The following is a 12,653-nucleotide window of genomic DNA, read 5'->3' as shown; positions in this document are numbered from 1 at the left end:
GATGTCGCGTAGGGCGGCAGTCTGATCCACGAAAACAAAAACCATGCTGAGACCAATTCTATCATTCACTTGCGTCTTCATTGCAAGCACTGTCGCGGCCGATCCCATTTCGTCAGCGGACTTCGCCAAGGCACAATCGTTCGTTCAGTCCTATTGCGTTTCCTGTCACGGTCCCGATGCCGAAGAAGGCGACCGCCAGTTTGATTCGCTGATCGGAACGGAGCTTGATGGTGATTCCATCGAAGCCTGGCACGAAATCCTGGATCGCGTGAACTTAGCCGACATGCCTCCCGAAGACGCCCCCAAGCGACCGTCGGACGCCGAACGCTTGGAAGTCAGCGAAATGTTGACCCAACTGTTGTCACAAGTTCGCCAGGCCGACGCCAAGCCCCAGACCGTCCTTCGCCGACTCAATCGTCTCGAGTATGACTCGGCGATGCGAAAGGTGCTCGCACTGGACAACATGCTGTTCGATCCGTCCAGCGAGTTCGTACCCGATGAAAAATATCACGAGTATCGCAATCTTGGCCAAACATTGGTGCTCAGCGATGTGTTGATGAGTCAGTACCTCACCGCGTCGGGGCAGTATCTCGACCGTGCGATCAGCAAACGTCAAAAAAGTCCGCCCCGCCAGAAACTTACTTTCAAGGCTCCGTTCTACAAAACGAACAATGGCCAGGCCGATGGACTTGATCGTCCTGGCGAGTACCAACACCTGCGAGAGAACCCGACCTACCAAAACGGTTATCTGTGGATCAAGAAGCTACACCAAGGGGTGCAAACCAGCGGTTACTATACGATCCGCGTGAAAGCCAATGCCATCAACCGAGATCATCCGTACTTGGATTGGATCTTGGATGTTCCCAAACAAGATCCACTTCAACTGGGGGTGGTCGCAACCAGCGCATCGGCCAAAGACTTCGATACGAATGACGCTTCGGACCAATCGCTCGATGTCTTCACGCTGCCCGATGACGAACCGCAATGGTTTGAGACCGTCGCGTGGATCGACAAGGGTTACAGCATTCGTTTCACGTTCCCCAACGGTCCATTGAAGATCAAGAACATGCGACATTCGCTGATGCACAAGCATCGCGACCTGTTCCCGGGATTCATTCGAGACCGCGTTCATGTTTTTCACACCATGCACCCAGACTATGACAAAGTGGAAGGGGCCAAGCTTGCAAAAGAATTTTTGGCCGAACAGGAACGCTTGAAGCTCGCCGGGAAACCCTACGATGTTTTCGGGGTCGACCACAGCATTCATACCAGAGCGGCCTGGTCACAGTTTTACAGTGAGTACCAAGGTCCGCGGATTCGCGTCCACGAAATCGAACTCATCGGTCCGGTTTCCAGAATGTCGCCCGAGGAGAAGGCCGTTGCCCAGTTCTTTCCCGATAAAAAGCCATTCGCCGAGGACGCGAAGAATCTGATTGGACGCTTCGCCCGGCGTGCCTTTCGACATCCAGTCGACCCGGACGAGGTTCAACCGTTCATCGACTTTTACAACACGCAAGCACTCGAAGGCGTTGATCACATCGAAGCACTGAAACTCGTCTACCAAGCGGTTTTGTGCAGCCCCAGCTTCCTGTATCACCGGACACGTGAAGGCCTGCTGGACGATCATGACTTGGCCACTCGTTTGTCGTTCTTCTTATGGTCCGAGCCACCCGACGCTGAACTGCGAACGCTTGCAGTGCAAGGTCGTTTGCGAGACCCGGAAATTTTGAGACAACAGACGGACCGTTTGCTGGCCGATCCACGCCACATGGAAATGGTGCGACCGTTTGTGGACGCTTGGCTCAGGCTCGCCAAACTGGGCACAATGCTGCCGGATCGCGTTGAACATCCCGAGTATTTTAATGAGCGTCTCGAAGAGGCGATGCGTACCGAGACGCAGATGTTCATCGCCGATATGATTCGTCGCGATGTGGGCGTTTCGGCACTGATCGATAGCGATTACTCCTTCCTGAACGCGTCGCTGGCGCGGTTGTACGGAATTGATGGCGTCGAGGGGCATGAATTCCGACGCGTGAAATTCAACAATCGTGTTCGTGGTGGATTGCTCGGTCAAGCCGCCGTGCTGACCGCGAGCGCCAATGGCATCGACACGTCACCGGTGCTGCGTGGTGTGTGGGTCTTGGAATGTTTGCTCGGCACGCCTCCATCGCCACCGCCGCCGGACATCGAGCCCATCGAACCGGACACCCGTGGCGCAACAACGATTCGCCAACAGCTTGCCAAGCATCGTGACGTGGCGACATGTGCGAATTGCCACAAGCGAATTGACCCACCTGGATTCGCATTGGAATCGTTCGATGAAATCGGGCGTTACCGTGAACGGTACTTGCTGGACGGTCCCTGGAAACGTCCAGGCCCTGTCGTTGATCCGTCGGGCGAACTGCCATCCGGTCAGGCTTTCGAGAACATCATTTCGTTGAAGCAATTGTTATTGCCCAAACTTGATTTGGTTACCCGCAACGTGGCTACCAACTTGCTGACGCACGCCAGCGGGCGTTTGGACGACCCGTCCGATCGAGCCGATGTGTTGAAGTTGATGCAGGCCCTTCCACCGAATCCGTCCGTCACCGCCGAAGATGCGTACCGGCGGCCCTACGGCGTGGGGCTGCGATCGTTGATTCACGCGGTTGTTCAAAGCGATGCGTTTCGCCGCTGACTAACAATGAACTCCAAACCGATTTTTTGCCGTTCTTGGTTGCCTCGTCTTCGTGAACAGTTCCATTGGCGGCACAGATGAGACGTTTGTTTCGTAGCGTTACCTGTGTGCGTTGTTGGAACGCCAAGATCTCCGCGCACGAGTTGAATTCGATCCCGTTCTGTGCCAACTGAGGCACATCGCTGGGGGGGCAACGCTGCGTCGAATCGATTGCCAGGCTTTTCAACTTGGAGTTAACAATGCGGCTTAGAGGTCGTCCATGGGGCGAACCATTGCTCAGCGAAAAAACAAACAGTTTAGACGCCTTTGATTAGCGTTTTGGGGGAGCGACGTTTTTGGTGGGGCGTCGTTTGACGGGGGCCAGGGCGTGTTGGGCTTGGAAGGCGACGTCGGCGATCAGCGTGTCGACTCGGTTGCGACTGACGGCATAGGCGGCGAGCGAGGGGATGGCCACGATCAGGCCGCCGACCGTTGTCACCAACGCTTGATAGATGCCTTCGGCCAAATCACCCGCGCCGGCTGAACCACGGGTTGCGGCAACCTGTTGAAAGGCGAAGATCATCCCGGTGACGGTCCCCAACAGGCCGACCATTGGGGCAATGTTGCCGATCACCGACAGGTATTCGATCCGCCGCATCATACGCGCCGACTGTTCCGCTAGCGCGTCTTCGACCGCTTTCTCGACTTCGCGCCACCCGTAGTCCAGCTCTGCCATTCCGGACAGCAACACCACACTCAGCACACTGGGTTCACGACGGCAGGCCGCATCGGCCTCGGGCAACCTTGCGGTCAGCAGCGCCTGGCGGACTGTTTCCCCCAAGCCATCGGGCAGCACTTCGCTGCGTCGCAGCGTCATCACTTGATCAAACACCAAGTAGGCCGCCAAGAAGCTAAGCGACAGCAGGACGACCAAGATGATCGCGCCGACAATGCCGCCGCTAAGCACGATGTCCAGCAAGCCGGTCGTTTCGGTCGCGGTTTCCCCGTCGGCTTGTGCCAGCAATACGGGGAGGATTGTTTGAATACCCTGGTGCGTCATAGATCGAGATGGTTAGGCGGGCGGAAGCGAACAGGGTCCAGTCTATCATCCGCGACGCCAAAAAATCACCCGCACGAAATCGACGCAGCTAGCGTCTGCCGGCTGACACCAGAAATTCTGCATCGTTCAACAGCGGATCGTCCCAACGCAGACGCAGCACGCGGTCTTGTTGCAAACGCTCGATCGCGTCGCGATGTCCATCGCGGATTAGTTTCGACGCTTGTTCGCTGCGACCATTGGACTGTGCGATCGAGAGTGCGATCATGGCGAAGATTGCGGTCGGCAAAAGTGACAGGACCAGACTGGTCAGGACCATCGCAAATTCTGGTTTGGGAAAGTGTTCCATCGAGGGATGCCCTCCGGCAAGCGAATCAAAACTTGCTTGCAGGTATTCGGTGTACAGGGCGACAAACGGGCCGGCCATCAGCACCCAGAAGATTGCGGTGCCGACCAAGGCCAGCAGCGTTGCGGCGCCGCGTGAGATCGAGGTTTGTTCGATCGAGTCGTCGAAAATACGTTGTGATTGTTCCTGCAGTGCGTCGATGCCGGCAAGTGATGCCACGTGTTGTGATTGGATGGCGGATTCGGCGACCGGGCGATGCCGGGTGTGGGTGGATGTCGAATCCGCATCTTGGCCGGCACGCAAAATCGCTAGCTCGTCACGAAACTGAGAGGCCAGTGGACCCAGACGATCGGTGACCGCCGCGGCACTACGACGTTGCAATCCATCTCGCATTTCATCGTTGGCGCGACGATCGGATGTCAACGATTGGGTCGACGTCCAAATCGTACTGACCAGCGACGGCAGCGATCCGGACAGCGACAACAGCACGCGGTCCCAGGCACCGTGGGTCAGATTCAACACGCCTAGCATGGAACGGTAGGGAAACCAAATCGCGCCGGTGGAGGTCAATAGTTTCAGCCGCAGACGGCTGCGGACGGCCGCTTGCATCGGCCCGGCGGATCCGATCAGTGTCTGTGCGACTTCGCCGGGCAGTTTCGTGGCTTCCTCGTTCAACCGATTGACCGCGCGCGTCAACCCAGGCAATTCGTCTGACAACAAACCACTAAGCGCAGCGCGGAAGCGGCCATCGAGCGCGGCCAGCCGAGTGCTTTTGCGACGGTCGCTATCCGGGTTGTTTTCCAGTTCGACCTGCAGTCGCCGAATCAATTCTTCGGCCGCAGCGGCACCGACTTCGTCCGCATCGTCATCGGTGACTTCGAAATCCATCACCTCGATCGGCCGAGCGATAAAGCTTCCGGGCGCCGCGGCGCGAAGGTTGGCCAGGAAAGCGTCGGTGTCGGATTCCAAGGAATCGTCGTTTCGGCCGATCGCATTGATCATCGGAATGACGATCGTGCCTTCGCTGGCCACCGCCAACACGGCGGGCGTTTGACCACGGATTTGATCACGTCTGACCACCAGTACCAGTGCGGATGCCAACGACAGGGCTCGGCGAGCCACATCGGCGATGCCACGTCGATCGTCGGTCGCTCCAGGGGCGTCGACCAACATGTAGGGGGTGCCCAGTGGTTGCATGTCCGCGGCCGAGACGCGGACATAGCGTTCGAATCGCGAATCTAATTCCGCCGGTGGTTGCGGCCCAACCCAAACCAATTCCTCGGTGGTTTGATCGGCATTGTTGCCACTGCGAATCGTTTTGGCTGCGGGCGAGCGACGGACTAATTGGCGGACCAGCCATGATTTTCCCTGACCGGTCGCTCCAACGACCGCCAGCACCAACGCGCCGGCGGCACGATCTTGAGCGATCAACCGTCGTGATCGGGCGTGCTCTTCGCATAGCGTCGCCACCAAGCGTCCGGTTTCGCTATCGCCCAGCACCGTTGTCGCGGCGCGACGGACGCGGTGCAAAAAATCGTCACCCGGCGTGCTGATCACAGCCGAGGCGTCGGACGAATTTGAAACGGAGTCATACATGATCAACTCATTCGATCTACAAAGTCGTGCAGATCATTTCCCTTGGCGAGGAATGATCCCGGAGAGTTCTTGGCGAAAGCTGTCACGCATTCGATAAACTGGTAAATGACGCATCGTATCGTTCACCGACGAGACACTTAAATTCGGCGTCGGAAAGGGGATCTTGGTTTGTTTCAGCTGAATCGACGGCAGCGGATTGCCCGGATCAATCCCGATCCGCTGACACAACAACACGTAGAACATTGACATCTGTTCGACGGCGGCTTGGTTGCTGAGTGTCTGGGCGTTCTTGCCGCCCGCCCAGTAGGCTGAGAACGCGGTCAGTCCGGCGGCGGCCAACAGTTCGACGATGGATGCATTGGCCAAGATGGAAGTCCCAAAGTCGAACGGCAACATCAGGATACTGCCAAACGCCGCCAACATCGCTGCCAATGGCGTTAGCCCGAAAGCCAGCTTTTTGTGGCGGGGGATTTGTTGCCACATTTCTTCGGCAACGATCCGCAGTTGATCGCTGTCGAATTGAACCCGATCGTTTTCGTCAAAGGTTTGCAGAACGTCATTCATCACCTGGCGCCATGCGGCCGGGTCGACAGGGTCATTTTCGCCGGCGAACCACTGCGGCAAGGTCAACGGCGCGCCGAATCGCCGCAGCGAGCCGTCCAGGTCTTCCGGGTCGACCAGATGCCCGACCTTTTTGGCTTTGAATTTTTCTTTGATCGATTCGGCATATTTTTCCGCCAGTGCGGTCGGCGCATACTGTTTGATCAAGTCCGTGGCGGCTTTGGCGCGACCTTGGATAAAGGTATTGATCCGCACACCCCAGCGCGCGTACCAGGGAGCCGCATCACAAAAGGCATCGGCCAACTGGCGCACGATGCGACCCGACTGGTGCATACGGACTTCGGTGATTGCGCCACCAGGCGTTTGCTTTGTAAACAGACTGATGGTGGTGTCTAGCAACGTGCGTCGGGCGCGCTGGGTCAACTTGATCGATGTCTGTGCATCAGACTCGACGGTATCCATCCCGACGTCCCAGATCGCGCGTCGCAAGGCGGCTTGGCGACCCATCAAAAATCGATCGGATGATTCCGGGCGTTCCAGTTCTGTTGTCAGCTGTGTCAACAAACGATCCGCGGAAATCTCAGCCGGCGGATTGTTGTCGGCTTCCTTGGACAACGAGAAAAAGATGGGCAACGGGTCTTCCGTTGAATTTTCGATCGTGATTTCGTGATCACCCTGTTTGGCCGTCTTGGGGATAAACGGATCGCTTTTCGGGATCTCAAAATCATAGGCGCCGTAGACGCGTTCGACACCAAACTTACTGGCCTGGGGATCAAAGGAATCCAAGACTTCCTCTGGCGTTTGAGCGGGACGAATCTTGTTGACCGCCAACAGCCGCGGAATCCCGGGCATCAGGTCTGAAATGGTTTGTAAAATGTCGCCGAGCGATCGGTCACGGGCCATGCTAGGTGTGGAAACGACCAAGAATGCACTGCAAAACGTCGATGCTTTGCCCAACAGTTCCCGCCGCCGCTCGGGCGAGCCGACACCAAAGACTTCGTCGGAAACGATGTCGGGACAATCCAGCAATCCGATTCCCAATTCATCCAGCGCGGGGTCGGTGGCGACCAAGGGAATCCCCAGCGCGCCCGCACCACCGCTGCGATTGTTGTATTGCTCGTGCGCCGCGTCGGGCTGATCGGCCAGCAATTCTGGTGGTTCGCCGACGGCGTTGCCAAAGTCTTCCAGCAACAATTGCCACAACGATTCTTCCTGACGCCATTTTTCAGGCAGCCACAATACAAATCGATGTGTGCCTTGGTGGTTGGCCACGCCGCGGAGAGTGCGCTCGCGACCACGGGAGCTGAGCAGCGACGCGACCAGGCTGGTTTTACCGCTATTGAGCATGCCGGCAACGGCCAATGTGGGATACTCGGCCAGTCGAGCACCGTGAAAGACCTGGCGTCCGAGTGCCATCACATCCGCGGCGAGTTGCGGATCGACACGGCGTAACGCTGTCAGAAAACTTTCATTGCGAACTGTCGGATACAAACACTCGACGGCGGCGCGGCGGGCGTCGTCTTCCAACAGCGCTTGCAAACGTGGCCAGTCGATCTGGCTGTATTTCTTTCGTCGTTTTTGACCAAACATAGCCGCGGTTCAGTTCGCCGTTGATTGAGCTGAGGGACTGACGACCTGGCGTTTGTCATTCACCGCGGTGTCGCCGCGTGTGCCACCGGGTGGTGGCGTAGCGGGGTCAAATTCAAAGTCATCTAAATAGGGTCCGTCAAAAACCTCTTGCCACCATAGAGCCGCGTCTTGCTGCGTCCAATAGGGGCAATCCGAACAAGTCGACAGCAGAGCGGCGAGTTCGCCGACCGACTGTGGCCGCATTTCGGGATCCAGTCGCAAACAACGCATCAACACATCTTGCAAGTCGCCCGCCAACGGCACTTGGATTTTGTTCTCGGGGCGTTGCGGTTCGCCATGCAGTTTTTGAGCGCACACGTCGGCTGGTGTATCGCCGTCGAAGGGCGGTTTGCCGGTCAAAAGGGTGTAGCCGACCGCACCGATCGAATAGATGTCGCTGAGTGTGTCCGCGGCCGAGGCATCGCGAATGGATTCGGGCGACATGAACAAGGGCGTTCCGGTCAGCGAATCACTGCGCGTCAGTTGCAATGAATCGTGGTCGGTTTGTTTAGCCAATCCGAAATCCAACACCTTGATCAAGTCATGAATCCCACTTCGCGAGGTCAACAGAACGTTGGCGGGTTTGATATCGCGATGCACCATTCCAGACTGATGTGCTTCGGCGATCGAGCCACAGATTTGCAACAGCAGGTAGATCACGCGTTCGGCAGGCTGGCGGCCGTAGTAGTCAACCAGTTGTTCCAGTGAGATCCCGTCGACAAATTCCATCACGTAAAAAAAAGTGCCATCGTCGGTCCGACCAAAGTCATAGATTTCAATGGTGTTGGGGTGTTTCAGACTGGCCGTCAGTTGGACTTCGCGTTGAAACCGGGCCAACGATCGTTCGCTGGCTTGGGTGTTCTCCAACACTTTGATGGCGACCTTTCGATCCAACAATCCGTGCGCCCCCAGATAGACCGTTCCCATTCCTCCGCGGCCGATTCGTTGTTGCAGATCGTATTGCCCCAACCGACGATTTAACGCTTCGACACGGTGCTGTGGTGGGTCACGCGGATGTGTGATCCATGCCAGCGCGAACAAACTGGCACCGGCGATCACGACCGATGCGAGCAGGGCAATGAATGAATTGCGAAGGATTTGCAGTGGCACAAATGCTTCGTCGACTTCCTGCTCGGTGGCCAACCCGAATCCGTATTCGGACAGCCACCGCCAGGCGCCGACCACCGGCACGCCGCGGTAGTTTCGATAGCCAACCACATCCACACCGTCGCCACCGCGGGTGGCGCTATCGGCCATGGTGGTCATCGGCCAATCTTCAGGGTTGCCGGGGACGCGATCCAGATCGCGCAGGTCTTCGCCAGGGTCGCGGACGTTGATCACCAGCGGGCTGGATTGATCGGGTTTTAGCAGCCCCACGTTTCGTAGTTGTGCTTCGAAACGGCTGCGCGAAATCAGCAACGCGGTGTCGTCAAACGCATAGGTTTCCCCGCTGTTGCCGATTCGAGCCACGGTCAGGATATCGGTGAATTGTTTTGCCGGGTCGATCATCAACGCGATCGCGCCGATCGTACGCACGTCATGTTGAAGCGGAACGATGGAACACATCACAGCCGTCATCGGTTCGCCGGGAGAGGTCTTGATTGCCAGCGGGCGGGTGACGATTGGGTGTCCGGCGGCCAGTCGCGCGAACATGGATTTGGTCAACGGCAACTGTTGGCCGTCGAATCGGTTATCGCTGGAATCCACGATCTGTCCGAGTGACGTGATCAGGGTCCAGCCCAGATAACCGGCGGATTGCAAACGCTGCGTTTCAGCGGCCAGGATTTCGCCGGCGGGGTGCGCGTCATTGGGGGCGATCGAATCGGGTAAACCTGGCGTTTCGGAAGCCTGTTCCAAAATCTCTAACAGCGCCGACCGGATCTTAGGATCCGACACGATTCGTTGGGCCGCGACACGTTGTTCGGAAAGCCACAGGTCGAGCGCCGTGACGTTGGCCGCCAACACGGTCTGCAGCGAATTTCGAATGCCATCGCGGATGCTTTGGCGGACTTTCCAGCCGACGTACAGGGTGACGCCAACCAGCATCAGCACGACCAAGGCAGCGATCAACGGTGAAAACGGTCCGACCGGCGCATGACGCACCATGCTGAAGATCGTGGATTGTCCCAGTCCACGGCGTGAGCGAGCCGACTGGTCAAGCGTCGGCCACTGCGAGCGCGCGGTCGGGTCGATAGGCTTTCGGTCGCTGGACATTGTCATAGTATACGACTTGGACCATCGCTGGGGATTGGCCTACCCGACCGCGGATCAACGTCCGGGTGTGTTCCGGCGCTGTCTTCAGCGAGTATGATGAACATGTCGATTATTCCCCCGCCGTTTCGCCGCGTTCCCGGATCCACAACACCGATGCCGTTTTCTTTTGACCACTACAGCCCCAGGAATGTTGGGGTGTTGATGTTAACGATTCTTTTTGCGGCGATCGGCCAGTCCGCCGCTGATGTGAAGGCCGCGGAGAAACCCAACGTGGTTTTGATTTTGATGGACGACATGGGCGCGGTCGATTTGTCGGGCGAAGGAAGCACTTACTATCGATCGCCGCATATCGATCGAATTGCCGAGGAAGGAATGCGGTTTAAAAACGGCTACGCAACCTGCTGTGTTTGCAGTCCTTCGCGGGCCAGCATTCAGTTGGGAACGTTTCCTGCGCGAAACGGAATCACCGATTGGATTGGTGCCAAGAGTGGATTGGAATGGACGCGTCCCAACCGAGTGTTGCCGGCGCAATACAAGCACCAATTGCCGGCCGAAGAAATCACAGTGGCCGAAGCGCTGCGTGAAGGCGGGTACGCGACATTTTTCGCCGGGAAATGGCACTTGGGCGGCAAGGGTTCCTGGCCGACCGATCATGGATACGAAGTGAACAAGGGGGGGCATGATCGTGGCAGCCCCCCCGGCGGCTATTTTGCTCCCTACAACAATCCTGTGTTAGAGAGCGGTCCCAATGGCGAATCGTTGCCGATGCGATTGGCACAGGAAACAGCGGACTACATTGTCGCGCACAAGGACCAGCCTTTTTTTGCGATGCTGTCCTTCTACAGTGTCCACGGTCCGGTACAGACCACCAAGGCGTTGTGGGAAAAGTACCGTCAACTGGCGCCACAGCGACCAGCCGGCGAAGATCGTTTTTTTGTCGATCGCACGCTGCCGGTACGTCAGGTTCAAGACCACCCGGTGTATGCCGGAATGGTCGAAACCGTTGACGACGCCGTTGGTTTGGTGATGGATGCCCTCGACCAAAACGGTTTGACTGAAAACACGATCGTGATCTTCACCAGTGACAACGGCGGTGTTTCGTCTGGCGATGCCTTTTGCACATCCAACCTGCCTTTCCGCGGCGGCAAGGGGCGGCAGTGGGAAGGCGGCGTTCGGGAGCCGTTTTACATTCGCTTCCCGGCCAAAGTTCCTGCCGGTTCATCGTCCGACGTTCCGGTCACCGGTGCCGATCTCTATCCCACGCTGCTGGATCTGTGCGGATTGCCGCTGCGCCCCCAGCAGCATCTCGACGGTGTCAGTTTGAAACCGATTTTGGAGGGCGATTCGATTGCCGATCGGCCTTTGTATTGGCATTACCCGCACTATGGAAACCAAGGCGGTGAACCGCACGCCAGCATCCTGGACCAGGGTTGGAAACTGATCCACTACTACGAAGACGGCCGCAACGAGTTGTATCACTTGGCCAGCGATCCAGGGGAACAGAGTGATCTGGCGAGAACACATCCGGCACGCGCCGCGCAGCTCTGGCAACAGCTCGACCAGTGGTTGACCCAGGTGGATGCCAAACGGCCCGAACCAGACCCTCGCTATGACGTAAAAAAAACAGAAGCATTCTATCAGCAACTGCAAACCAAATCGAAAGAACGGCTGGAGTCCTTCCACTCTGAAATCCTGGAGGCCGATTGGCAACCGAATCCGGATTGGTGGGGCAGTTTGCAAACCGAGGACTGAATTGCAACTATAATGAAATGGTCTTGACGGGAAGCGAGCGATACCGCTAGCTGTCGAATCACAACAAAGCGAAAACCGACGTGTGCTCGCTGGCCGCAGCGGTTTCGCCCCCTGTTCTTATTCGGGAGGGTTTGCCATGGCGTCTGTATCCGAGCACGATTCAGAAGGACGTGATTCGACAACCATCGAACGGTTCTTCCGCGGCATCAGCGAATTCATCTTCCACACCAAACTGGGTGTCGTTGACGTGCAGTTGGTCGACTATGTCGGCGATCTGATGCTTCGATTCGTTCGTGTCGAATCTCTGTATTCGTTGCGGCAAAGCGATGGGATGCGAACCAAGCATGTCGTACAAATGATTTCCGAGGCCGAGCGTCGAATCGGACTGGCCAAGCGCGAGGTGTACCGCCATGTGGGCGATTTCACTTTGTTTTGGTCCGGCATGTATCCGGAAAGTTTGACGCATCACAAAACCGCTGCGGGATCGCCCGACCAGTTCGTCGACTATTGTCGTCAAGGCAAGTTGGCGTACGCGATGGCCGCAGAAATCGAAGGCGGCGAAGACCGACCGCCCAGCGATTTGATCCACCGCATGAGTGAACACTTTGAGATGTGTGCCTACGGGTTGCGCGAAGTCCGCCGGTATTGGGAAGAAGGCGAGGACGGATCGAGCGATCTGCTCATTTAGTAGGCCAGGTGCAACCTGGCGCTAGCATCAACAACCCGGCACACGAAATACCTGCGGGCGTTTTGTTGTTGCACCGGAAAATGGTAACCCGACGCATCAGCGAGGGATCCCATTAATACCCTAAATCCCTCGCTCACGCGTTTTGAAGTTGCGC

At 57.2% G+C, this 12,653-nt stretch carries 7 protein-coding genes; 3 read left to right on the top strand and 4 right to left on the bottom strand.

The annotated features are described in order from the left end of the window. Positions 1-43 precede the first annotated feature (43 nt). A complete protein-coding gene (locus tag NHH03_RS10345; protein ID WP_253155883.1) occupies positions 44-2,677 on the top strand; it encodes a DUF1592 domain-containing protein in 2,634 nt (877 codons plus the stop codon). Positions 2,678-2,987: 310 nt separating this feature from the next. Here the strand turns inward: NHH03_RS10345 and NHH03_RS10340 are convergent, their stop codons facing one another. The 4 genes from NHH03_RS10340 to NHH03_RS10325 all read right to left on the bottom strand — a co-directional run bounded on the left by NHH03_RS10340 (position 2,988) and on the right by NHH03_RS10325 (position 10,065). Further along, the gene (locus NHH03_RS10340; RefSeq protein WP_315861444.1) at positions 2,988-3,716 is read right to left on the bottom strand and encodes a MotA/TolQ/ExbB proton channel family protein; all 729 of its coding nucleotides are present in this window, start codon (positions 3,714-3,716) and stop codon (positions 2,988-2,990) included. A gap of 88 nt (positions 3,717-3,804) precedes the next feature. Then, entirely contained in the window at positions 3,805-5,655 is a 1,851-nt protein-coding gene (locus NHH03_RS10335; protein WP_253155882.1) for a hypothetical protein, read from the bottom strand. Between the two features lie 33 nt (positions 5,656-5,688). Beyond that, positions 5,689-7,806: a hypothetical protein gene (locus NHH03_RS10330; protein ID WP_253155881.1), complete on the bottom strand. Its 2,118-nt coding sequence runs from the start codon at positions 7,804-7,806 to the stop codon at positions 5,689-5,691. A gap of 9 nt (positions 7,807-7,815) precedes the next feature. Beyond that, complete coding sequence (locus NHH03_RS10325; protein ID WP_253155880.1) at positions 7,816-10,065, bottom strand: serine/threonine-protein kinase; 2,250 nt, start codon at positions 10,063-10,065, stop codon at positions 7,816-7,818. A 96-nt stretch (positions 10,066-10,161) separates the two neighbouring features. On the opposite strand from NHH03_RS10325, the gene NHH03_RS10320 reads away from it, so the two are divergent. Both NHH03_RS10320 and NHH03_RS10315 read left to right on the top strand, forming a co-directional pair. Further along, positions 10,162-11,811, top strand: a complete 1,650-nt coding sequence (locus NHH03_RS10320) for a sulfatase (RefSeq protein ID WP_315861443.1) — start codon at positions 10,162-10,164, stop codon at positions 11,809-11,811. 136 nt (positions 11,812-11,947) lie between these two features. Further along, positions 11,948-12,499, top strand: coding sequence for a hypothetical protein (locus NHH03_RS10315; protein ID WP_253155879.1), 552 nt, complete (start codon positions 11,948-11,950; stop codon positions 12,497-12,499). Positions 12,500-12,653: the final 154 nt, after the last annotated feature.

This window comes from Stieleria tagensis (assembly GCF_024129865.1).
GTDB classification, from domain to species: Bacteria; Planctomycetota; Planctomycetia; order Pirellulales; family Pirellulaceae; genus Stieleria; species Stieleria tagensis.
The sequence above is the reverse complement of the archived record's forward strand: the minus strand, read 5'-3'. Positions and strand labels throughout refer to the sequence as shown.

Coding starts and splice junctions, on each gene's coding strand:
- NHH03_RS10345 (WP_253155883.1), top strand. CDS start 44: ATGCTGAGACCAATTCTATCATTCACTTGCGTCTTCATTGCAAGCACT.
- NHH03_RS10340 (WP_315861444.1), bottom strand. CDS start 3,716: ATGACGCACCAGGGTATTCAAACAATCCTCCCCGTATTGCTGGCACAA.
- NHH03_RS10335 (WP_253155882.1), bottom strand. CDS start 5,655: ATGTATGACTCCGTTTCAAATTCGTCCGACGCCTCGGCTGTGATCAGC.
- NHH03_RS10330 (WP_253155881.1), bottom strand. CDS start 7,806: ATGTTTGGTCAAAAACGACGAAAGAAATACAGCCAGATCGACTGGCCA.
- NHH03_RS10325 (WP_253155880.1), bottom strand. CDS start 10,065: ATGACAATGTCCAGCGACCGAAAGCCTATCGACCCGACCGCGCGCTCG.
- NHH03_RS10320 (WP_315861443.1), top strand. CDS start 10,162: ATGTCGATTATTCCCCCGCCGTTTCGCCGCGTTCCCGGATCCACAACA.
- NHH03_RS10315 (WP_253155879.1), top strand. CDS start 11,948: ATGGCGTCTGTATCCGAGCACGATTCAGAAGGACGTGATTCGACAACC.